At 54.8% G+C, this 22,549-nt stretch carries 18 protein-coding genes; 15 read left to right on the top strand and 3 right to left on the bottom strand.

Annotated features, from left to right (window positions below):
• The first annotated feature begins 180 nt into the window (after positions 1–180).
• Positions 181–1,710, top strand: a complete 1,530-nt coding sequence (mltF, locus tag ACNQ6O_RS05580) for a membrane-bound lytic murein transglycosylase MltF (RefSeq protein ID WP_418052235.1) — start codon at positions 181–183, stop codon at positions 1,708–1,710.
• Here mltF and ACNQ6O_RS05575 read toward each other — a convergent pair.
• Complete coding sequence (locus tag ACNQ6O_RS05575) at positions 1,707–2,204, bottom strand: regulatory protein RecX (protein ID WP_418052234.1); 498 nt, start codon at positions 2,202–2,204, stop codon at positions 1,707–1,709. The genes mltF and ACNQ6O_RS05575 overlap by 4 nt on opposite strands.
• Before the next feature lie 142 nt (positions 2,205–2,346).
• On the opposite strand from ACNQ6O_RS05575, the gene ACNQ6O_RS05570 reads away from it, so the two are divergent.
• From ACNQ6O_RS05570 to ACNQ6O_RS05550, 5 genes are all read left to right on the top strand, one after another.
• Positions 2,347–4,812, top strand: a complete 2,466-nt coding sequence (locus ACNQ6O_RS05570) for a DUF349 domain-containing protein (protein WP_418052233.1) — start codon at positions 2,347–2,349, stop codon at positions 4,810–4,812.
• A 195-nt stretch (positions 4,813–5,007) separates the two neighbouring features.
• Positions 5,008–6,216 carry an acetyl-CoA C-acetyltransferase gene (locus tag ACNQ6O_RS05565; RefSeq protein ID WP_418052232.1) on the top strand — a complete coding sequence of 403 codons (1,209 nt, stop codon included), beginning with the start codon at positions 5,008–5,010 and terminating at the stop codon, positions 6,214–6,216.
• 28 nt (positions 6,217–6,244) lie between these two features.
• The gene (locus tag ACNQ6O_RS05560) at positions 6,245–8,395 is read left to right on the top strand and encodes a 3-hydroxyacyl-CoA dehydrogenase NAD-binding domain-containing protein (RefSeq protein WP_418052231.1); all 2,151 of its coding nucleotides are present in this window, start codon (positions 6,245–6,247) and stop codon (positions 8,393–8,395) included.
• A gap of 233 nt (positions 8,396–8,628) precedes the next feature.
• Positions 8,629–10,803: a carboxy terminal-processing peptidase gene (locus tag ACNQ6O_RS05555; RefSeq protein ID WP_418052230.1), complete on the top strand. Its 2,175-nt coding sequence runs from the start codon at positions 8,629–8,631 to the stop codon at positions 10,801–10,803.
• A gap of 4 nt (positions 10,804–10,807) precedes the next feature.
• A complete protein-coding gene (locus ACNQ6O_RS05550; RefSeq protein ID WP_418052229.1) occupies positions 10,808–11,572 on the top strand; it encodes a helix-turn-helix domain-containing protein in 765 nt (254 codons plus the stop codon).
• Here the strand turns inward: ACNQ6O_RS05550 and mtnA are convergent.
• A complete protein-coding gene (gene mtnA, locus ACNQ6O_RS05545) occupies positions 11,561–12,622 on the bottom strand; it encodes an S-methyl-5-thioribose-1-phosphate isomerase (protein WP_418052228.1) in 1,062 nt (353 codons plus the stop codon). The two genes, ACNQ6O_RS05550 and mtnA, sit on opposite strands and share 12 nt — an antisense overlap.
• A gap of 168 nt (positions 12,623–12,790) precedes the next feature.
• Here mtnA and ACNQ6O_RS05540 point away from each other — a divergent pair, with 168 nt between their 5' ends.
• The 8 genes from ACNQ6O_RS05540 to rdgC all read left to right on the top strand — a co-directional run bounded on the left by ACNQ6O_RS05540 (position 12,791) and on the right by rdgC (position 18,617).
• Positions 12,791–14,119, top strand: a complete 1,329-nt coding sequence (locus ACNQ6O_RS05540) for a TRZ/ATZ family hydrolase (protein WP_418052227.1) — start codon at positions 12,791–12,793, stop codon at positions 14,117–14,119.
• Between the two features lie 18 nt (positions 14,120–14,137).
• Complete coding sequence (ubiG, locus tag ACNQ6O_RS05535; RefSeq protein WP_418052226.1) at positions 14,138–14,854, top strand: bifunctional 2-polyprenyl-6-hydroxyphenol methylase/3-demethylubiquinol 3-O-methyltransferase UbiG; 717 nt, start codon at positions 14,138–14,140, stop codon at positions 14,852–14,854.
• Positions 14,844–15,509, top strand: a complete 666-nt coding sequence (locus ACNQ6O_RS05530; RefSeq protein ID WP_418052225.1) for an HAD family hydrolase — start codon at positions 14,844–14,846, stop codon at positions 15,507–15,509. The genes ubiG and ACNQ6O_RS05530 overlap by 11 nt, the downstream gene beginning before the upstream one ends.
• A 65-nt stretch (positions 15,510–15,574) precedes the next feature.
• A complete protein-coding gene (locus tag ACNQ6O_RS05525) occupies positions 15,575–16,327 on the top strand; it encodes a YciK family oxidoreductase (RefSeq protein WP_418052224.1) in 753 nt (250 codons plus the stop codon).
• On the top strand, positions 16,327–16,560 hold the full coding sequence (locus tag ACNQ6O_RS05520; RefSeq protein WP_418052223.1) for a glutaredoxin family protein: 234 nt from the start codon (positions 16,327–16,329) through the stop codon (positions 16,558–16,560). The genes ACNQ6O_RS05525 and ACNQ6O_RS05520 overlap by 1 nt, the downstream gene beginning before the upstream one ends.
• A 13-nt stretch (positions 16,561–16,573) precedes the next feature.
• On the top strand, positions 16,574–17,347 hold the full coding sequence (gene yaaA, locus ACNQ6O_RS05515) for a peroxide stress protein YaaA (RefSeq protein ID WP_418052222.1): 774 nt from the start codon (positions 16,574–16,576) through the stop codon (positions 17,345–17,347).
• 44 nt (positions 17,348–17,391) lie between these two features.
• Positions 17,392–17,592, top strand: coding sequence for a DUF2788 domain-containing protein (locus ACNQ6O_RS05510; RefSeq protein ID WP_418052221.1), 201 nt, complete (start codon positions 17,392–17,394; stop codon positions 17,590–17,592).
• A gap of 98 nt (positions 17,593–17,690) precedes the next feature.
• The gene (gene rdgC, locus ACNQ6O_RS05505) at positions 17,691–18,617 is read left to right on the top strand and encodes a recombination-associated protein RdgC (RefSeq protein ID WP_418052220.1); all 927 of its coding nucleotides are present in this window, start codon (positions 17,691–17,693) and stop codon (positions 18,615–18,617) included.
• Positions 18,618–18,644: 27 nt separating this feature from the next.
• Here the strand turns inward: rdgC and ACNQ6O_RS05500 are convergent, their stop codons facing one another.
• On the bottom strand, positions 18,645–21,389 hold the full coding sequence (locus tag ACNQ6O_RS05500) for a GNAT family N-acetyltransferase (protein WP_418052219.1): 2,745 nt from the start codon (positions 21,387–21,389) through the stop codon (positions 18,645–18,647).
• Positions 21,390–21,608: 219 nt separating this feature from the next.
• Here ACNQ6O_RS05500 and ACNQ6O_RS05495 point away from each other — a divergent pair, with 219 nt between their 5' ends.
• Entirely contained in the window at positions 21,609–22,535 is a 927-nt protein-coding gene (locus ACNQ6O_RS05495) for a histone deacetylase family protein (protein WP_418052218.1), read from the top strand.
• Positions 22,536–22,549 lie beyond the last annotated feature (14 nt).

Genomic DNA, 22,549 nt, shown 5'->3' with positions numbered 1-22,549 from the left:
AGCTGATGCCTTTCGCAGGTGTATAATCAAACCGGTTTCGCTGATCAGGCCTCCGTACTAATTGACCGCAGAGGCGCAAGAAGAGATCATCACTTATGTGCATGGATTGCATCAGGCATCAAACAACAGGCAAGTGGCTTAAGTCACGCAGTTTCCTGAACATTGGGCTTTGCGGAGCGCATGGATTTGTCAAAGATCATCAAAAATTTCCATGGTAGTCGTGCTGCATTATCGTTAGCTCTGGCCGCCATTTTGGCCGCCAGCGGATGCACTCAACCCAGCACCCTGCAAGAAGTAAAGAACGAAGGCGTATTGCACGTAATTACCCGTACGGCGCCCTCTGTCTATTACGAAGACGAGGGTGGCGCTACCGGGTACGACTACGAACTTGCTCGCAGATTTGCCGATGAATTGGACGTTGAACTGCGAGTTCGGGTGGCGAAAGACAACTCCGAAATTCTCTCCGTTCTTAAGCGCAACTACGCTCATATCGGATTGGCCGGTTTGGTGAATCGCCCCGATTTCGCTGCCGAGTTCCACCCTGTCCCGACCGGCATCAAAGCGCAGTCCATTGTGGTTTATCACCGAGACCATCCAGCACCTGATTCGATCGAAGACTTGTCTGGCCAAACCTTACATTTGTTAGCTGACAGTAATCACGAGCACGTCATCGAGGTCGCTGCTGGCAACCGGAAACCAGACACCCGCATCCACCCCGGCCTAGACGCGGAAGCATTGCTGGAAAAAGTAAACGCCGGCGAATTACCCTACGCCGTCATTGCATCGAATGAACTCGACCTGAACCACGTTTTCTTCCCGATGGTGAAGGAAGCCTTCGCCCTGAACGACCCGCAAGAACTCGTCTGGCTTTTTCCGCCACAACAGGACGAAACTCTCGCCAATGCCGCCCGACTGTTTATGGAGCGCGCCAACGAGGACGGTTCCAAGGCCCAACTGGCAGAAAGGTTCTACGGGCATCTGGATAGGCTCAATTACGTGGGCGCCCGCACCTTCATGCACCATCTGGAGAACCGGCTGCCACGATACCAAGCGCTGTTTGAAAGCCATGCCAAAGACATCGGTATGGACTGGCGGCTTCTGGCCGCCATCGGGTACCAAGAGTCTCACTGGAGGCCAAACGCCGTCTCCCCTACCGGTGTGCGTGGCCTGATGATGCTGACCCGGACCACCGCTAAATATATCGGCATCAATAACCGCCTGGATGCCGAGGAGAGCATAAAAGGAGGCGCTCGCTATTTCCGCATGGTGCATGAGCGCATTCCCGACCGCATTCCCGAACCCGATCGAACCTGGTTCGCACTGGCTTCCTATAACGTAGGGTATGGTCACTTGGAGGATGCACGAAGGCTAACCGAATCCGCCGGCCGGAACCCGGACCGCTGGATGGACGTGAAAGAATTCCTGCCATTGCTGGCAAAGAAAGAATGGTATTCGAAAACCCGGTTCGGCTATGCCAGAGGGCACGAGCCAGTAGCCTACGTTCAGAATATTCGACGCTACTACGACGTGCTGGCAAGAATACCCGCGCTCGATAAAAAGGCACCCGCACCGTCGGAGCAACCGCCAACGCTGGACACCCCCCACAACGTAGCGGAAGCCGGCGCATCTGAACAACCACTCCCCAACAAAGGGGAAGATCTCAGGGCCGCCCTACCACCAGAACTCAGCGTGATACCGCCAACGCTTTAGAAATCGTCGCCCGCCCAAAGCTGTTCGGAGTTGTCGATCTTTAGCGCTTTTTCCACCTGTGCTGACGAAAAACCGCGACGGGCCAGGAACCTCGCCTGTCGAAGCTTCTCGGACAAATCATCACTTAAAGAATGAAGTCCGAACCGCTTTTCCCGCAACTCTGCCGCGGCCCGAGACCAATCCGCATCAGTCCTGTCCGCAAGACAGTCCGGGCGAAAATGAACACCTCTTTGTTGCAGCTCCGCCATAATGCGCACCGGACCGTAGCCTGCATCTATCCGTTGACGACTGTAAACATCCGCGAAACGATGATCATCCAGCCAGCCTTCCTCTTCGTAATCATCAAGCACCAAGTCGATCACAGGTTGATGGAGCTGTCTCTGACGCAATTTCAACGAAAGCTCCTGCCGACTGTGTTCCCGGCGCGCCAATAAGCGCAGCGCTACCGAACGGGCTTTATACTCCGGATCATCCTGTTTTGAATCTTTTCCCATGTAGCCCCTTCCCGCATGCGCCAGCTAAACGCTAGACTAGCGCCCGATATTACAACTATCCGGCATGCGTAACATGCCGATGGCCGGTGGTGTGCACTCTGCCGCCACCGCAGACTGGTTTCAATCCCGAAGGATACCTTTTATGGCTGCATTTATTCAGAAACTGTTCAAGTCCCGCAAGACAAAAGCGACCTCCAGTTCTAAACCTCAGGTAAAGCCTGAAGTAAAACAGCCTGCCGAAGTAGACCAACGCAACGAGCTTCGGGAAGCTCAGCAACAACAGCTTGCAAACAGCCCTGAGCAATCCGTCTTAGCGAAGCTCGCAGTAGAGGGCGTTACGGCTTCTATCAGACTCGAAGCTGCAAAAGGTTTGCAGGACGAAGAATTGCTCCAACACGTGCAAAAAAATTCAAAAGGGCGGGACAAAAGCGTTTACCAGACGGTTCGGCAATCACTTCAACGCTTGCGTGAGCAGCAAGCCAAAGAAGCGGCCACTCAACAACGCATCAGCGACCTGATAGCACTAGCAAAAGACCAGGCAAACAGTGAGAACACCAAACTGTTCAAAGCGCGCCTCGAAGCATTGCAAGGGCAGTGGCAAGCCGTCAATGGTGATGCAAGCTCAGAGCAGGCTCAACAATTTTTGGAAGCCGTGCACCTATGCCAGAAACGCCTACATCAGATTGAAGAAGCGCAACAGGAAGAAGCTCGCCAGCAAGAACAGGCTCGCCAGCGAACTGAAACCCTAGACCTGCTTAAAGGCACGCTTGCCGACCTGAAAGCACAGGACGCCAACCAACCGCCCTCGCCTTCAGCGCTCGACGCCCTGCAGAAAACGCAAGAGAACCGTTGGCTGGAAGCGACTCGGGACACAACTGTCGATAAGAGCGAGCAAAAAACTTACGAACAGCAAATGCAGGCCCTGCGTAGCTATTTGAATGCCATCCGCTGGCTGTCGCAGGAAAAAGACACACTTAGCGCGCTAGCACAGGTAGTCGAGTCTGGTCAGGCCTCAGACGAACACAGAAAACAAGCTACCGAGCTGCTCCAACAGCTGGAATGGCCTGCCGATTTCCCCCAACCAGGCAGCGTCATTCAGGTCCGTAAGCTCACCGGCAAACAACCGGCACCGAAACACAACGAAAGCCAGCGCGAAAAACAGCAAGAGATTGCGAGCAAGCTAAAAAGTACACTGCCCGAACTGGAAGCTGCGCTCGAGGCTCGTCAGTTCAAAGAGTCCAAACAACTGTTCAAGACTACTCAAAACCTCTTTCAGCAGCTGGACCACTCCACTCGGCAGAACCTGCAAGCACGCATGCAGTTGTTGACCGGCCAGTTCCGCGAACTGAGCGATTGGCAAGGCTTTGCAACCGAACCCAAGCAGATCGCCCTATGCGAGCAAATGGAATACCTTGCTGAGCAGCCAATGGATCCGGAAGCAAAAGCGGAGCGGATCAAAGAGCTGCAAGGCGAGTGGCGTAACCTGGGTGGCTCTTCAGACCGAACCCTTTGGACCCGATTCAAGGCAGCTTCAGACCACGCTTACGAACCCTGCAAAGCCTATTTCGAAGCCAAGTCTGATCTGAAGCAGGCGAATCTGGATAAGCGGAAGGCGATCTGCGATGAACTGTCCAAGTTCCTCGAAAACGCCGACTGGGCATCTATTGACTGGAAGGCCATCGAGCGGATTTACCAAACCGCAAGACAGGAATGGAAAGAAGCTTGGCCCGTTGACTTCCGAAACAATCGATCGGTGCAAAAGCAGTATGATGAACTGCTGAAGCGACTAGAGCAGCCTCTAGACGAGGAGCGAAAAAAGAACGAAGCCTTGAAACAATCGATTGTTGAGCGAGCTCAGGCGCTGAGTAACCATGAACCCCTCCAAGAAGCGATGGATCAAGCTAAAGCCTTGCAAACGGAATGGACCAGCATTGGCATCACCCGGCACCGCGAAGACCGTAAAATGTGGCAGGCGTTCCGCAAAGCCTGCGATCAGATTTTTGCTCGTCGCGATGCCCAGCGCACCGAACAGCAACAAGCCAGCCAATTGGCCGATCAAGCCGCACAAGAAGTATTGGGCAAGTATCAGGCCATAGACTCAGAAACCGACGAGGCGATGCTGAACGAAGCACGGGAGGCCCTCCGGCCACTGGCTGCCGAGCCCTTGTCACCTGCCATCAAAGAGCAAGTGCAGCAATTAAAGCAGCAGCTCAACCGGGCGGCCGAGATCAAAAAGTTCCAGCAAACCGTAACCGACTGGCAAGCTTTCGTTAGTGGCAAAGTTGAGCAAAAGCTTTCTGACGAAGCTGCGCCTAAACACTGGTTTAACCTGGCCAAAGCCACTGGCCCGATCAACGGTCGTGATCTGGCTATCCGTGCTGAAATTCTGACGGGCACTCCAACACCGGAACAAGATCAGTCCCGACGTATGGAGATTCAGGTGCAACGTCTCAGTGACGGCATGGGCAGCACGGATAACGCTTCCCCGACTCAGGAGCTTGAGAAGCTGGTTGCACTTTGGTGCCTGCACCCAGAGGTTGAAGATACTTCACCTGAGAATGCAGAACGCCTGAATCAGGCATTAACCAGCCTCACACAAACCAGCTGATCACAACCCCGTGATCACAGCCCTCGAAATCCCTGACTGGATACCCAGTCAGGGATTTTTTGTTTCTGCCACACCACTCTTCCTGAGCAAATAGGCCAATGGGTTTGGCAGGCACTGTCATTACTACCTGCACGCAATAACCGCTATGGTTAGAGCACTGACCCATCTCTAAAAACAACGAACAGAGGAACAAGCATGTCCACCGAGGCGTATATCTTTGATGCAGTCCGCACCCCACGCGGGCGCGGCAAAAAAGACGGTTCACTGCACAGCGTCAAACCCGTCACCCTACTGGGCACCGTGCTTGAAGCACTCCGGGAGCGCAATCAACTGGATACCGCGCACGTCGACGACATTGTCATGGGCTGTGTGACCGCCGTTGGTGACCAGGGAGCGGACATCGCCAAAACCGCCGCTCTGGCCGTTGGCTGGGATGAAAAAGTCGCCGGGGTAACACTCAATCGTTTCTGCGCCTCGGGCCTTGAAGCCGTGAATCTGGCCGCGATGAAAGTGCGTTCAGGCTGGGAAGATCTGGTGGTTGCAGGCGGCGTGGAAGCCATGTCCCGAGTTCCCATGGGCGCTGATGGCGGCGCATGGGCGACCGACCCCGCCACCAACCTCGAAACCGGGTTTATGCCCCAAGGCATCGGGGCTGACCTGATCGCGACTCTGGGAGGCTTTAGCCGTGAAGATGTCGATGGTTTTGCGGTGAAATCTCAGCAGAAAGCCGCTAACGCTTGGGAAAAAGGTTATTTCGCCAAGTCCATTGTTCCCGTAACAGATCAAAACGGTGTCGTTATTCTGGACCGCGATGAACATGTGCGCGGCAACACCACGGTAGAGTCTCTGGCCAACCTCAAACCCTCGTTCCAGATGATGGGCGAAATGGGTTTCGATAGCGTGGCCCGTGAAAAGTACCACTACGTCGAGAAGATCAATCACGTCCACCATGCTGGCAACTCATCAGGCATTGTAGACGGTGCAACCGCCCTACTGATCGGTAGCGAGGCCAAAGGCAAAGAGCTCGGCCTGAACCCCCGCGCCCGCATTGTCGCCACGGCAGTCACCAGCACCGACCCCACCATCATGCTGACCGGCCCGGCTCCCGCCGCCATTAAAGCATTGAAAAAAGCAGGACTGACCGCAGACCAAATCGATCTGTTTGAAGTGAACGAAGCTTTCGCTTCAGTGGTGATGCGCTTCCAAAAAGAACTGTCCATTCCGGACGAGAAAGTGAACGTCAACGGCGGCGCCATTGCCATGGGGCACCCGCTCGGGGCTACCGGCGCCATGATACTCGGCACCCTGCTCGATGAACTCGAGCGCCGTGAACTGCGCTACGGCCTGGCCACGCTGTGTGTCGGCGGCGGCATGGGTATTGCCACCATCATCGAGCGCGTTTGAGCCCACTTTCACGATTAAGGAACACATCATGACAGCCATTAAGTACGACCTGGGTTCAGACCAGATCCTAACCCTCACCATCGATATGCCCGGCCAGTCCGCCAACACCATGAACGCCGAATTCCGCGCTGCGCTGACGGATACCGTCAACAAGGTAAAAGGTGATCTGGACAAGATCAAAGGCATCATAATTGCCTCCGCAAAGAAAACATTCTTTGCCGGTGGTGACCTTAACGAATTACACAAGGTAACCCGCGACCAGGCAGCTGAATTTGAAGCCATGGTGGACGGACTGAAAGCCAGCATGCGCTTTCTGGAAACGTGCGGAAAGCCTGTGGTTGCCGCCATCAATGGCACGGCCTTGGGCGGCGGTTTGGAACTTGCCCTAGCCTGTCACCACCGCATAGCACTCGATAACGACCGTACTCAGCTCGGCCTACCGGAAGTCACGCTAGGCCTGCTTCCCGGCGGCGGCGGGACCCAACGTCTGCCTCGCATGATTGGACTGGAAGCGGCCTTCCCGCTGCTGATGGAAGGCAAGAAGCTGAGTCCGAAAGCAGCGTTAAAAGCCGGCATTATCGATGCGTTGGCAAGCTTCCCTGAAGAGCTGATCAGCAAAGCTCGGGAATTTATCGAAGCCAACCCCAAATGCCAGCAGCCGTGGGACAAAAAAGGGTACAAGCTACCCGGCGGTGCACCACACCACCCCGCCATGGCGCAAAAACTTGCCATCGCGCCGGCTATGCTGCGCCAGAAAACCAAAGGTTGCTACCCGGCGCCAGAGCGGATTATGGCTGCTGCTGTGGAAGGTGCTCAGGTAGACTTCGATAACGGCAGCATGATCGAGACCCGGTATTTCGCCGAACTGGTCACTGGCCAAGTCGCGAAAAACATGACGAATACTTTCTGGTTCCAGTTGAACGCCATCAAGGCCGGCGGCAGCCGTCCCCAAGGCGTCGACAAAGCATCCTTCAAAAAAGTGGGTGTTCTGGGCGCTGGCATGATGGGCGCTGGCATTGCGTACTCCACAGCGACCCGCGGCATCAACGTGGTACTGAAAGATGTAACGATTGAAAATGCTGAAAAAGGCAAAAGCTATTCCGAAAAACTGTTAGCCAAGAAGGTCAGCCGCGGCCGGATGACCGAAACCGAAAAAGAAGCTGTTTTGAGCCGCATTACGGCGACAGCCTCCGCTGACGACCTGGAAAACTGCGACCTCATCATTGAAGCCGTGTTCGAAGACAGCAGCCTGAAAGCCAAGGTTACTCAAGAAGCTGAGCCGAAAATGGTGGCCAATGGTATCTTCGCATCCAACACCTCGACCATCCCCATTACCCAACTGGCAGAAGCTTCCGCCAAGCCGGATCACTTCATCGGCCTGCACTTCTTCTCGCCGGTGGACAAAATGCAGTTGGTGGAAATTATCGTCGGCGAAAAAACATCCGATGAAACCTTGGCCCGCGCTTTCGACTACGTGCAGCAAATTGGCAAGATCCCGATTGTCGTCAACGACAGCCGAGGCTTCTTCACTTCCCGGGTATTTGGCACCTTCGTCAACGAAGGCATCAGCATGCTCGCCGAGGGTATTCACCCTTCCAGCATCGAAAATGCTGGACTGCTTTCCGGCATGCCAGTTGGCCCGCTGGCGATATCCGATGAAGTCAGCATGACCCTCATGCAACACATTCGGGCGCAAAGTAAGAAAGACACCGAAGCAGCCGGCGGAACCTGGCAACCGCATCCCGCGGAGGCCGTTATCGATGCCATGGTCAACACCCATAACCGCAAGGGTAAAGCGGCTGGCGCCGGGTTCTACGAGTATCCGGAAAAGGGCAAGAAATACCTCTGGCCCGAACTGGAGAATCTGTTTGTTAACCGGGAAATAGCACCTAGCGTAGACCTTCAGAACCTGAAAGACCGCCTTTTGTTTATTCAGGCGATAGAAACCATCCGCTGCCTCGAAGAAGGTGTCTTGCGCACTGTGGAAGACGCCAACATTGGCAGCATCTTTGGCATTGGATACGCGCCGTGGACCGGCGGCGCCATTCAGTTCGTAAACCAATACGGCGTCCGTGACTTCGCAGAACGCGCCCAAGAACTGGCCGCGCAATACGGTGAACGGTTCACTCCCCCCGCACTGCTACTGGAAAAAGCGGAGAAAAACGACATATTCGCTTAAGCCCCTTCCGGCCGGAGGTTACGCCTCCGGTCGCATTCCCCCATTACTGCCCGCACAATGCATTCAAAGGGTTAAACTGCAACCTATATGGACATATTGTCACTAAGCTCTGCGCCTAGCCTATGGCAACGGATGTAGCAGTTGCCTACAATAAATTGACTAGTCACGGGTAAATAACACTGTCAGTAGACTCGACAGGCATAAAACAACCCAGTATCGCCAGGTATGCTTATATGACCATTGCGGAAAAAGCCGTTACGCGTAACCACCGGTCCTCCTTATTGAAAGTTGCTGGACTGAGTGCCGCGTTAGGCCTTGCTTTGCTTGTCCCCGGCTTGTCAGGCCTGCACGCAAAGATTGAAGAACCAGCAAGCTATCAACCGGTTTCCCCAACCATTGATCAGGCGCGGGCTAACATTCTTATTGCCCGCCAACTGCAATTCACTCATTTCCGCGACCTCGGCATCAGTGATGAACTCTCTGGCGATGTTTTTGATGCCTACCTCAACTACCTCGACAGCCAGCGCATTTACCTGACACAACAAGACATTGACGCGTTAAGCAAAGTCAAAGGCCGTTTAGGGTCCGCACTAAAAACCGGACAGCTGCAACCCGGATTCGATATCTACAACCTGGTTCAGCAGCGGATCATCGAACGACTGAAGTTTGCCAAAGAGATTATTAGCGCCGGCGTATCAGAGCTGGATTTCAGCGCCGACGAAAAAATCCGGGTTGATCGTTCAGAGGCTCCATGGGAGTCCGACCAAGCGGCTCTGGACCAACTCTGGATCAAACGCATCAAGAATGCCGTATTGGCGCAGCGCCTCAATGGCACTGACGACGAGGCAATTGAAGAAACCTTGATGCGCCGCTACGACGGCCAGCTCAAGCGCGCCTATCAGGCCCGGAGCGAAGACGCCTTCCAAGCGTACATGAATGCCTTTACCGGCATGTGGGACCCGCACACCTCGTATTTTTCTCCGCGCACTTCAGAGAACTTCAACATCAACATGAGCCTGTCTCTGGAAGGTATCGGCGCGGTTCTCCAATCAGACAATGAGTACACCAAAGTCGTTCGTCTGGTTCCGGGTGGTCCGGCATCCAAGCAAGGTCAGCTTCAGCCTGCAGACCGCATTGTCTCCGTTGCTCAGGAAGACAAGAAGCCAGTGAACGTGATTGGCTGGCGCCTTGATGAGGTGGTCGATCTTATCCGCGGCCCGCGCAATTCCACTGTGACACTGGAAGTCATCCCCGCAAACGCATCAGATGAAACCATCACGCGCAGCATTGCCATCAACCGTGATGAAGTAAAACTGGAAGAACAAAGCGCCAGCAAAGACATCATTCAACTGGACCGCATCGGTGCAACCTATAACATCGGCGTGATCACCATTCCGACCTTTTACGCCGACTTCCAAGCCATGCAAGCTGGCGATCCGAACTATAAGAGCACCACTCGAGACGTTCGCAAATTGATTGACGAGCTCAAGCGCGACGGTGTTGACGGCATTGTGATGGACCTGCGTAACAACGGTGGCGGCGCATTGCACGAGGCCAACGATCTGGTCGGACTGTTTATCGACAAAGGGCCAACCGTACAAATCCGCAACGCCAACAACGATGTTCAGGTTCTGGACGATAGAGACCCAACCGTTAGCTATGATGGCCCACTGGTGGTTCTGGTGAACCGTATGAGTGCCTCCGCTTCCGAAATTTTTGCGGGCGCCATACAAGACTATGGCCGCGGCTTGGTGGTTGGCTCCCAAACCTTTGGCAAAGGCACGGTTCAGGCTGTACGCCCCCTGAACCACGGCCAGTTGAAGATCACCCAATCCAAGTTCTACCGGGTGTCTGGCGGATCAACCCAGCACAAGGGCGTGATTCCCGACATCGAAATACCTTCCCGTATCGATAAATCGAGAATCGGCGAGGATGCGCTGGACCACGCTCTGCCCTGGGATCAGATCGAGGCCGTGCCTCACACTCGTTATTTCGATTTCAGCAGCGTGATTGATGAACTCCGTACTCGGCACGACGACCGCTTCAATACCAGTCCGGAATTCAGCTTGCTGCAAAAGGAAATCAACTTCCTGAACCAGCAGCGCCAGATTGACTATGTCAGCCTCAATCTTGACGAGCGCACAGCGCACCACAACCAGATTGAAAGCACCCGCCTCACCATCGCCAACGCTCGCCGTGAGCTTCGCGGAGAAGCCCCCTTCGAAACACCGGAGGATCTGGAAGAGTGGCAGGATGAGCAAGTAGCGAACCCAGACAGCTCAGACGACGAACTGGATTTCATAATCCGTGAGGGCGGCCACATCATGGCGGACTTGCTCGAACTGGATCAGCGCATGGCCTCCATTCTTACGCCCACACAATTTGCTGTAAAAACTGAGGTTCCATAGAAGCATGTCCGAAAAGGCACCCTCAGGAGGTCAACGAGAGAACCTCAAAAAAGCTCAGGTATTCCAGAGCATGCTGCTCGATGCATTACACGCCATGCGGTCGATGGAGGAAGCGGAGAGCATGGCGCCGGCCCCCGATGCCCGAGCCAAATCATCAGACCGGATTCTGGACCGCATCGTCGGTTTTACCGGCTCAGCGCTTAAGCTTGGTGCCCGCGCAACGGATACGTCGCTCAAGGTGGGTCGGGTGCTTGTCAACTCTCAGGACCAACTCAGGACCATGCTGGCCGCCGGTCAATCCCTCAAAGACATTCGGGAAGTGGCCGGGCTTACGCTCTCAGAAATGAGCGAAGCACTGAACCTCAAAGACAAGTCTCTGCTGGAAGCCATCGAGAATGGCACCGCCACGCTCTCCTTCGAACTGATCCTACGGTTTGCGGCACTGATTGCCAGAAACGACCCGATCCCCTTCATCATGCGCACCACGCGGAACTACAACCCCGAGGTTTGGCAGATACTGAACGACTGGGGTATTGGCCGGATTCCGTTGCAGTTTGAGCGTGAGCGGGAGTTCATCAACATCTTCCGCCGCCATGACAACGCACGAAACCTGTCGGACGAGGGCTTCAAGAAGGTATTGGAGTTCACCCGCAACAGCTTTGAAATGTCGATGCACTTCGTCGAGCAGCAAGAAATGGAAATGGCGGAACTGAAAGCCGGCCTTCAGCCCCGCAATCCCGAAGACTCAGAGCCGTCTTCAGGAAAATAACGCTTTCATGCCGGCAAGATCCGGCTTCAGCACCGCCCCTTTTTCGGTCACGATCGCATCAATCAGGCTTGCCGGCGTCACATCGAATACAGGATTAAACACCTCGACACCGGCAGGTGCCAGCGGAATCCCGCGAATCTCCCGAACCTCCGTGCCTTCGCGCACTTCGATCGGAATCTGAGCGCCCTCGAGCAAAGTCATATCCACCGTGCTGGAAGGCGCGACGACCATAAATCCGACATTATGATACCGGGCCAATACCGCCAGACTGTAGGTACCGATTTTGTTCGCCACGTCCCCGTTGGCGGTAATCCGATCCGCGCCAACAACGACCCAACTCACCTTGCCGCTGGCCAGAATGGCTGCGGCTGCGCCATCGGCATTCAAGGTCACAGGAATCTCGTCACGGCTTAGTTCCCAGGCCGTCAGACGGCTGCCCTGAAGCCAAGGCCGGGTTTCATCCGCATACACTTTCTCTAGCAGGTTGCGCTCGTGCAGCCGCCGAATTACGCCAAGGGCTGTGCCGTATCCCCCCGTAGCCAGCGCACCCGTATTGCAGTGGGTCAACACCCCAATCGCTTGCTCCAGGTTCATCACATCAAGCGCATGGTCTGCCATTGCCAAGTTGGCGGCGATATCTTCCTGATGAATCAAAACCGCTTCAGCGGCCAGTCGTTCGACGGCCTCATCCAGCTCAGAGCAGGCCAGAAAGACCTTTTCCATCCGCTGCAGTGCCCAGAACAGATTCACCGCTGTCGGCCGCGATTTCGCTAACTGATCAATCGCCTGCCTCACTTCAACCTGCCAATTTTCGCTGCCACCGGCATGACGCGCAGCCAAGGCGACGCCATAAGCAGCACTGATGCCGATAGCCGGCGCACCACGAACCACCATATCGGTAATGCACTGGGCAACAGCCGACGCCCCTTCTGCCGTAATCCAGTGCTCCTCGGTAGGCAACAACCGCTGATCCAGAAGTTCCAAGCTGTCGCCGTGCCAGCGCACCGGTTGTGTACCCAAAGATCGTTGGTCTGTGGAATTTTCCATCATCTGCTCCGATTGCACACGTAAAAAAGCGCAGTATAGCGTGTTACTTGCGGGTTTATACCTCCATTGGCACGACAAGCGGGGTAGTTCTGCCGGTGGCGGCTCGCTATACTTCCCAGTTGAATTTCCCGGCATACAGACTCTGTGCCCCCGACCCTCCAAGGCAGGTTAATGACGGCAAACACCATCATCGCAGCCGATATCCGGATTAATGCCCGCTGGCTGATCCCCGTTGAACCTTTTGGCGTTGTACTGGAACACCAGGCCGTCATTCTGCAAGGCAGCCAGATAGCAGCGGTACTACCCCAAACGGACGCAGACCAAAAATTCCGCACACGGGAAACCATTGATCTTCCGAATCATGTGGTACTCCCCGGGCTGATCAACCTACATGGCCACACCGCCATGTCCCTATTCCGTGGCATGGCCGACGACCTGCCACTAATGACCTGGCTGAACGAACACATCTGGCCGGCCGAAGGACAATTTGTGTGTGAGCAGTTCGTCGTGGATGGCAGCCGACTGGCCATGGCCGAAATGCTGCGCACCGGCACCACCACCTTTTCGGACATGTACTTCTTCCCGGAAGCCACCGCCCAAGCGGCTCATGACACCGGCATGCGCGCACAGGTGTGCTTTCCGCTGATGGACATGCCCACCATGTGGGGTTCTGGCCCGGACGAGTATCTGGCGAAAGGCGCTGATCTGATTGCCCAATGGCGCGGTGATGCGTTCATCATGCCAGCTATCGGCCCCCATGCACCCTACACCGTTTCGGATGCCCCCTTAACCGCGGCAGTGGCATTATCGGAGCAAACGGGCGCAGCCATCCAGATGCACCTGCACGAAACGGCTTTTGAGGTAGACGAAGCGTTGAAAGCATCCGGCAAACGTCCGATTGCCCGCATGGCCAACCTGGGTGTGCTGGGCAGCAACAGCCAATACGTGCACATGACCCAGTTGAATGAAGCCGATCTGGAACTGCTCGGCCAGGCGGGTGGGCACATTGTCCATTGCCCTGAATCTAACCTTAAACTCGCCAGCGGGCTCTGTCCGGTTCAAACGCTCATCGACCGCGGCATGAATGTCACCATCGGCACCGATGGCGCGGCCAGCAACAACGATCTAGACCTGTTTGGAGAACTGCAAACCGCGGCCATGCTGGCCAAAGTGGTGGCTGAAGACGCCACCGCCCTGTCGGCCCACAAGGCATTGGAAATGGCGACCCTGAATGGCGCTCGTGCCCTCGGTCGGGACCAGGAACTTGGATCGCTGGTAGCCGGCAAACTGGCCGACCTGATCGCCGTTGACCTCAGCGACCCGTTCATTCAGCCCGTCTACGACCCGGCCTCACACCTGATTTACAGCAACCACGGTAGAGCCGTCAGCCACAGTTGGATTCATGGCGTGCCTCAGTTGCAAGATGGCCGGTTAACCCGAATTGATGTGCCGGACCTGATGCTTCGGGTCCGTGATTGGCAAAAACATATTCTCAGTTAATTTTTCTCAGGGGCAAGCATGAGCAACCAGAACGTAGATCAGAAAGAGATTGCCAAGTTTGAGGCGCTCGCCAGCCGTTGGTGGGATCCCACCAGTGAGTTCAAACCACTGCACGACATCAACCCCCTGCGCTTGAACTTTATTGACGAGCGAGTTTCACTGGCAGGGAAACGCGTGCTAGACGTAGGTTGCGGCGGCGGTTTGTTGTCCGAAGGCATGGCCCTTCGCGGCGCGCACGTCACCGGAATTGATATGGGTGAAGCGCCCCTGCAAGTCGCGAAATTGCACGGTCTGGAATCCGGCGTCAAAGTGGATTATCGCCAGACCACCATCGAAGATCTGGCTAGAGATCCCGAGCATGCCGGCCAGTACGATGCCGTTACCTGCTTGGAAATGCTTGAGCATGTACCGAATCCGGCCTCGGTCATTAAATCATGCGCCGCCATGTTACGCCCGGGGGGGCACTTGTTTGTATCAACCATCAACCGGAACCCCAAGTCTTTCTTATTTGCCATTGTGGGCGCAGAGTACATCATGAACATGCTCCCTAAGGGCACTCATGAGTGGAACAAGTTCATCCGTCCCTCGGAAATGTCGGACTATCTGCGCCAGGCCGGGCTCGACATTCGGGAACTCACCGGTATGACCTACAACCCGATCACCAAAAGCTACAAACTCGGTCGTGATGTGGACGTTAATTATTTGATGCACGCCAAGGATATCCGTGAAGACTGAACGCAAACCGTCAGCGGTCCTGTTTGATCTCGACGGCACTCTGATCGACACAGCGCCAGATTTCATCCGCTGCCTGAATCAGTTGCGCCAACACCACAATTTGGAGCCACTCCCTCCAGAGCACATTCGCCGCTCGGTATCCAATGGGGCCCGAGCCATGGTTCGGCTGGGATTTAACCTGGAGCCGGAACAAGACGGCTACCTGGATAAACACACCGCCTTCCTTGACCTCTATGAAGCCGGCGTAGCGGTAGAAACCACCCTGTTTGAAGGGATGGATGAATTGCTGTTGGGGCTGGAAGCAAAAGGCATCCCGTGGGGCATCGTCACCAATAAGCCCTTGCGATTCGCCGCCCCACTGATCGAGGCGCTTGGCTTGCAGGAGCGTTGCGCGACACTGGTCTGTCCGGACCACGTGGCCGAGCGCAAACCCCATCCGGAACCGATGTTTCTGGCCTGTAAAGAAATCGATGCGGTCCCGGAACAGACCATTTACGTGGGCGATCACGTGCGTGACATCGAAGCCGGTCGCAACGCGGGCATGTACACCATTGCCGTCAGGTACGGTTATATTGAAGAACCGGAAACGGTTGATCTGTGGCAAGCCGATGCCATCGCCGATACCGTCAGCGACTTGGCAAAGCTGTTACAATAGCGCTCAAATTATTTCGCTCACCGGCCGCAACCCGGCCGGCATATGCCCGACAACGGAGACAGGTTATGCATGATTACCAGGCACCCGCCGATCTTCTAAAAGACCGCATTGTCATGGTAACCGGAGCCGGTAGCGGCATTGGCCGTGCTGCTGCAAAAGCCTACGCGGCTCACGGTGCCACCGTCATTCTAGTGGGACGGACTCTGTCCAGACTGGAAGAAGTTTACGATGAAATCGAAGCCGCCGGGCACCCTCAGCCTGCGCTGGTACCGATGAACTTCGAAGGCGCAGCCATGAAAGACTACGAAGAGCTGGCTATGACCATCGAAGAAAACTTCGGGCGGCTCGACGGCCTGCTCCATAACGCCGGCATTCTCGGCGCACGCAGCCCAGTGGAACTGTACGACCCGGAAACCTGGAATAAGGTCATGCAGGTCAACGCCACGGCACCTTTCATGCTTAGTCGAGCCATGATTCCTCTGCTGAGACAGTCGGATGCGGCTTCCATGATCTTTACCTCATCCGGTGTGGGCCGCCAAGCTCGCGCTTACTGGGGGGCCTATGCCGTGTCCAAGTTCGCCATTGAAGGGCTTTCACAATTGTTAGCCGACGAGCTGGACGATGAACGCAATAACATTCGCGTAAACAGCCTGAACCCCGGTGCGACCCGCACAGGAATGCGAGTGTTGGCCTACCCGGCGGAAGACCCACAGAAAAACCCGGATCCAGAGCAGCTCATGCCTGTCTACCTTTACCTGATGGGTAGAGACAGCCAAGGTGTGAACGGCCAGCAAATCGACGCGCAGCCGAAGAAATAATGGAACTGCTCTTCTACACCACCTCGAACTGCCACCTGTGCGAGCTGGCCGAAGCACTCTTGGTCAACACACCCATGCCGGAACCCATTCCTGTGGATGTGGTCGATATCGCCCAGTCCGAAGCGCTGGTTGAACGCTACGGCACTCGCATTCCAGTACTGCGCCGACAAGACACCGGCGCAGAACTCGGCTGGCCCTTTACCCAAGCCCAGCTACTCACGTTTTTGCAATAAAGGATCCGCTAATATGTTGATGGTCATCTCACCCGCCAAAACTCTGGACTACGAAAGCCCTCTGGCCACGGAAACATACTCCCAGCCAGAATATCTGGACGATGCGTGCGAGCTGATTGATCAACTGAAGGAGTTGGAACCCCATCAGGTCAGCAACTTGATGAGTATCAGCGACAAGCTGGGCCAGCTGAACGCCGACCGATTCCGCAACTGGCACATGCCTTTCACGCCCGATAACGCCCGCCAGGCTGTTCTGGCTTTCAAGGGCGACGTGTACACGGGGCTAGATGCCGAAAGCTTCAGCGAAGACGACTTCGCCTTTGCCCAAAAGCACTTGCGCATGCTGTCTGGCCTCTACGGTTTGCTCAAGCCGCTGGACCTGATGCAGCCCTACCGGCTTGAAATGGGTACCAAGTTCGAGAACCAGCGCGGCAAAGACCTCTATGCTTTTTGGGGCAACAAGCTGACCGAAGGCCTGAACGCCCTCCTGGCGGAAGACGATCAGATCTTGATCAATCTAGCCTCTAATGAATACTTCAAAAGTGTTCAGAAGAAGCACCTTGAAGGTCGGCTGATCACACCTCAGTTTAAAGACTTCAAAAATGGCAAATACAAAATCATCAGTTTTTATGCCAAAAAAGCACGTGGCTTGATGTGCCGCTACGCCATTCAAAACCACATCACCCAAGCGGAAGAGCTTAAAAGCTTTGATCTGGATGGTTACTATTTCAGTGAAGAACAATCCGATAAAAACAACTGGGTTTTCCTGCGTGATGAACAGGGTTAATCACACATCCTCATTTGTACATTTCTGTTGATATCGGAGCAAACATGAACGAAGCAGTGTTTTCCCAGATCGCCATGCTGGTGCTGGTGACAGGTCTTATTGGTTGGATGGGGTTCATTGTCTGGGATCTTGCCAAAAAATCACAGGCTGGCAAATTCGGCACCATCGCATTGTTTACGGTGCTCGGCACCGGCGTTATTGGCTTTGTGGTTAAAACCGTAGTGGTCGAGATTCTGCAAATCTGAACATGCCCTACCGGTAACTTTACGGCTGCCTGCCGGTAGCCGTATCATCCCTCTCCTTCTCCGAAACGCCCCAAACAATTAGCAAGGACTAAGCCCCAATGTGGTTTCGTAACGCCCGAGTTTTCCGTTTTACCAAGCCCTTCGACATTACGGCCGAAGCTTTAGAAGAAAAACTACAAGCCGATGCGTTCAATCCCTGCGGCCCCCAAGAAACCATGCGCCAAGGTTGGGTTCCGCCACTTGGCAAGCACGGCGAACTGCTGGTGCACAGTGCCAACGGCTACCACTTGATTGCCCTGCGTAAAGAAGAAAAAATCCTACCGGGCCCCGTAGTCAAAGAAGCCGTAGAAGAACGCGCTGAAGCCATTGAACTGGAGCAGAGCCGGAAGGTTCGTCGTAAAGAAAAGGACGAAATTAAAGAGCAGGTGATGTTGGAAATGCTGCCCCAGGCATTCTCCCGCAACCGCCGGTGCTACGCCTATCTGGCACCGAAAGACGGTGTTCTTGTGGTAGACGCAAGTTCAGCCAAGCAAGCCGAAGACCTGGCCTCTACGCTGCGAAAAACTCTGGGTTCACTGCCCGTGCGCCCACCCGTGGTTGAGCAGGCACCCGCGTTTACCTTTACCGGCTGGCTGACCGAAACCATCGATCTCCCGGCGACCATTGAACTGGGCAACGAATGCGAACTGAAAGACCCGTCCGAAGACGGCGGCGTTGTTCGCTGCAAAGGCCTGGACCTTAAGGCCGACGAAATCCGCAATCACCTGGAAACCGGCATGCAAGTCACCAAGCTGGCGGTAACCTGGGACAACAACGTGCATCTGGTTCTTGATGAAGAGCTGGGCATTCGCCGCTTGAAGTTTGGTGAGACTTTGCAGGAGCAATTGGACGATGTCGACGTAGACGATGCCGTGGCCAAGTTCGATGCAGCCTTTACCATCATGACGTTGGAACTGTCTCGTATGATTCCCGGTCTGCTGGAAGCCCTTGGCGGCGAAGATCGCTCCGCGATTGTCGAAGAATAAGCCGCAAACCGCTGGAACTGGCGGGAGTTAGTGCTCCCGCTTTTTCAGCCTTTCTTTCTGCCAGTCTTTTTCTGGCTCATTCAGCACAAGCCGCAGATCCATAACCTCCTCCATGGGGTTAAACTTGATCTCAAACCCGAGATGTTCAGCGAGCTGGAGCATCGGTCGATTTTCCGGCAACACGTTGCCAACCATTTCCATCGTCCCACGGCTTCGACAGTATTCAATCATCTTTTGCATAAGCGCGACCCCCAACCCTTCGCCTTTCACTCGGTCATCGACCATGACTGCGAACTCGCTGCGGAGATTATCGGCGTCAGTCCATATTCGCACTGTCCCGAGCGTTTCCTCATGCTCACTATTTTCTTTTTTGGCATTGGCAATGAACACCATCTCCCGGTCATAGTCGATCTGCACCATCTGAGCAACGTCTTCCCGGGAGAAATGTTTACGATACTGGAAGAACCGGTACCGTATGGATTCCGGGGACTGATATTCATGGAACGTTCGATGTGCAGGCTCATCCTGAGCCAGAACAGGGCGAAGAATAACCCGCCGGCCCGACTTGGGTAATACAATCCATTCTTCGAGTTCCCGCGGATAAGCCTGAATGATCGGCCGGCTCGGCTTGTCATCCAGATCAATCGCAATACTTACCGCAACAGCCCCCTGCTCATTGAACAACAGAGGAGAAATCTCCAAACCACGAATTTCAGGGATATCGATCACGATCTGCGACAGCTTCACCAGCGTTTCAGACACCGCCCGTATGTCTTCTTGCGGGCGTAGGCTGTGTTCTTTCAGCAACTTATACATATAGGTCCGGCGCAACAACTCACGGGCCAACACCATATTCAACGGCGGCAACGCAATCTGACGGTCGGTTGTAATATTGATCTGGGCGCCCGCTGCACCGCACACCACCAAGGGACCGAATACCTCGTCCCGTGTGATGCCCACACTGAATTCTATGCCGCCTATGTGCTGGTAGGAGCGCTGCATGCCAAACCCCAAGAAGCCGCTATTGGGGAAATGCTCTTTATACTCTTCAATCAAAAACCGGCAGCCATCAATAATGGCCTGCTCGCTATTCAGGTTTTTGATAGTGCCCTTATAGCGGCTCTGTGTCGGGGTGAGATCAAGGAAGGGATAACACACCTGCTCATGAACGATGGTCAGATCAATTGGGCGGCGCTCAACCGCAAACATTTCCAGTACTTCCTCAACATCATCGCAGTAAACGGTTTCAATGGCATTAACGCCATAATCCCGAATCACCTGACGGGCCTCGCGACTGGAAAGATGTTTACGGCCGTCCCGAAGGGCTTTGGCGACGAGCGAGCGCGTGTTAGCTCTGTCCGCGAAATGGTCCGTGAACGACTCAGGTGTTTCGCTCAAAAGCCGTTGCACACGCTGATGTTTCACGTGCTGCATGAAGGCGGTAACCGCTTTTTCCGGATTAAAGAACGACGGCAAGCCTGCACGATAAAATTCCTCGCGGGAATCCATCACCGTACTCTGGCCTAGCCAACAGGTGAAAATATTCAGCCGCGTACCTTTCGATGCCTGCACCACTGCATCGGCGATCTGTAGGCTGTCCTGCACCAGCGTGGGCGCGTACATCACCAAAACGTTCGCAATATTCGGATCTTTGGCGAGAATTTTGACCGCTTTGCCGTATAGCTCAGGCGACGCATCGTAGTTCAAATCGATGGGGTTCTTCCGGGTCCAATAGGGCGGCAACAACTCCCCAAGTTCTTTAACGGTTGTATCCGATAACTCAGCCAACTCGCCGCCTAGGTGCGACAACCGGTCAACCGCCAGCACTCCGGGGCCAACGCCGTTCGCGATAATAGCCAAGGATTCCCGTCTCAAGGGCCGCATACGGGTCAGAGTTTCCAGTGCATCAAACATCTGCCCCAAACCATCAACCCGCAGCACACCACCTCGTTGCAGCATCGCGTCATAAACAGGATCGCTGTGAGACACTCCGGCGGGAAGTTCATGGGGAATCCATTCCGACTCGGGCACCCGCCCGGATTTAACCGCAATAACCGGTTTGGTGCGTGAGGCGACCCGAACGGCCGACATAAACCGGCGAGGATTGGGGATGCTTTCGATATGTAACAAGATGGCTCGGGTTTGGCTGTCCTGTGCGAGATAATCAATCAGATCGTCATGATCGATATCCATACCATCGCCCAGCGTCAGGAAGTAGGAGAAGCCCACGCCTCGAGCGAACGCCCAATCCAGTACCGAACTGGCGATTGTGCCCGACTGGCCAATAAACGCCACGCGGCCAGGAATTGCCCCCATGTGCGCGTAGGTAGCGTTCAGGTGCCGCGCTGGCACCATCAAACCAATAGTGTTTGGCCCCAAGACCCGTATCCCGGTTTCTCTTGCCGCATCGCGCACCGAATACATTAAAGGCTGGCCGGTTTTACTGTGGGTACGAGACATACCACCGGTCATCACGATGGCCGTTCGAACGCCGCTTTCGCCCAGCTTTCGGATCATTTTGGGAACGGTATGGGGCGGGGTGCAGACAATGGCCAGATCGGGTGTGAAATCCAGTTGCGACACTTTCGCGACACAAGGGACACCATGAACGTTGTCATAATAGCTCTGGTTTACGACCACCATACGACCGGGGAAACCGCCACCCAGCATGTTCCGCAAAACCATGCCACCCAGATTATCTGACCGCTCGGAAGCACCGATGACAGCGATGGATTCGGGATTGAACAAACTTTCCAAATAACGGGTACTCAAGAGAACTCTCCCTGATCCAAGCGGCGGCAACGTAGATAAGAATCTCAATAAAACAGGTTACTTATCAATGTATACCTTATCTTAGATCGGTATTTCCTGATGTAAATCGACTATCCTGCCGGTTACCCGCCGGTTATTAGACGAAAGTAGCCCACATCTACCTCACATCCTTGTTAACATGACAATAATAGCAACCGGACTCAGGCTTAGACTCTCAGCATGACCACCGCATTCTTTTCCCACGATGATTGCCTGAAACACAACATGGGCCCGGAGCATCCGGAAAGCCCGGAACGCATTAAAAGCATTCTGGCACACATTGCTGACTCCGAGCTTCAAGAGAAACTCGATTGGGTAAGGCCTGAAGAAATTACTCGTGACCAGTTGCTGATGGTCCACCCCGAGTCCTACCTGCAACAACTCGACTTGATGTCACCCACCCGTGGCCGGGTGTTTACCGATCCGGATACCTCGCTGATGCCTGACACCCTCAGGGCCGCCAGATTGGCCGCCGGAGGAAATGTGCAAGCCGTTGATATGGTCATGAGCAGTCAGGTTACCAACGGGTTTATTTGTGCAAGACCTCCGGGGCATCATGCCGAACGCACAAAATCCATGGGATTTTGCTTTTACAACAACATTGCTCTGGCGGCGTTACGGGCCCTCAACTTCCATCAACTTGAGCGGGTTGCCATCATCGATTTCGATGTTCACCAGGGCAACGGAACCGTAGACATCGTCAGTGGTGACGAGCGCATACTGATGTGTTCAAGCTTCCAGCACCCGCTGTATCCCCACAGCCATGTGCACCGCCAGCCTGACAACATCATCAATGCGCCGATTGAAGCGAATTGCTCATCTGCGGAATATCGCAAACGTGTGGAAGCGACTTGGCTGAAAAAACTTCAAGATTTTCGCCCGCAACTGGTTCTAGTATCGGCAGGCTTTGACGGCCACAGGCTAGACCCGATGGCGGAAATGAATCTGGAAACAGAGGATTATCGTTGGCTGACCGAGATGATCGTAAGTGTGGCTCATGATCATGCCAACGATCGAGTGATCTCAACGCTGGAAGGCGGGTATCATTTGAGGGCGCTAGGCGAAAGCGTGACCGCTCACCTCGAGGTTTTGAACTCGGTTTATTAGTCTGGGTTAGGGTT

The organism is Marinobacter sp. SBS5, from assembly GCF_048285575.1.
Lineage (GTDB): Bacteria > Pseudomonadota > Gammaproteobacteria > Pseudomonadales > Oleiphilaceae > Marinobacter.
The sequence above is the reverse complement of the archived record's forward strand: the minus strand, read 5'-3'. Positions and strand labels throughout refer to the sequence as shown.

Bases quoted from the DNA above. Each gene is read 5' to 3' on its own strand.
- yaaA (WP_418052222.1), top strand. From the start codon at position 16,574: ATGTTGATGGTCATCTCACCCGCCAAAACTCTGGACTACGAAAGCCCT.
- ACNQ6O_RS05495 (WP_418052218.1), top strand. From the start codon at position 21,609: ATGACCACCGCATTCTTTTCCCACGATGATTGCCTGAAACACAACATG.
- ACNQ6O_RS05555 (WP_418052230.1), top strand. From the start codon at position 8,629: ATGACCATTGCGGAAAAAGCCGTTACGCGTAACCACCGGTCCTCCTTA.
- ACNQ6O_RS05550 (WP_418052229.1), top strand. From the start codon at position 10,808: ATGTCCGAAAAGGCACCCTCAGGAGGTCAACGAGAGAACCTCAAAAAA.
- ubiG (WP_418052226.1), top strand. From the start codon at position 14,138: ATGAGCAACCAGAACGTAGATCAGAAAGAGATTGCCAAGTTTGAGGCG.
- ACNQ6O_RS05510 (WP_418052221.1), top strand. From the start codon at position 17,392: ATGAACGAAGCAGTGTTTTCCCAGATCGCCATGCTGGTGCTGGTGACA.
- ACNQ6O_RS05565 (WP_418052232.1), top strand. From the start codon at position 5,008: ATGTCCACCGAGGCGTATATCTTTGATGCAGTCCGCACCCCACGCGGG.
- mtnA (WP_418052228.1), bottom strand. From the start codon at position 12,622: ATGATGGAAAATTCCACAGACCAACGATCTTTGGGTACACAACCGGTG.
- ACNQ6O_RS05540 (WP_418052227.1), top strand. From the start codon at position 12,791: ATGACGGCAAACACCATCATCGCAGCCGATATCCGGATTAATGCCCGC.
- ACNQ6O_RS05570 (WP_418052233.1), top strand. From the start codon at position 2,347: ATGGCTGCATTTATTCAGAAACTGTTCAAGTCCCGCAAGACAAAAGCG.
- rdgC (WP_418052220.1), top strand. From the start codon at position 17,691: ATGTGGTTTCGTAACGCCCGAGTTTTCCGTTTTACCAAGCCCTTCGAC.
- ACNQ6O_RS05560 (WP_418052231.1), top strand. From the start codon at position 6,245: ATGACAGCCATTAAGTACGACCTGGGTTCAGACCAGATCCTAACCCTC.
- ACNQ6O_RS05520 (WP_418052223.1), top strand. From the start codon at position 16,327: ATGGAACTGCTCTTCTACACCACCTCGAACTGCCACCTGTGCGAGCTG.
- mltF (WP_418052235.1), top strand. From the start codon at position 181: ATGGATTTGTCAAAGATCATCAAAAATTTCCATGGTAGTCGTGCTGCA.
- ACNQ6O_RS05575 (WP_418052234.1), bottom strand. From the start codon at position 2,204: ATGGGAAAAGATTCAAAACAGGATGATCCGGAGTATAAAGCCCGTTCG.
- ACNQ6O_RS05525 (WP_418052224.1), top strand. From the start codon at position 15,575: ATGCATGATTACCAGGCACCCGCCGATCTTCTAAAAGACCGCATTGTC.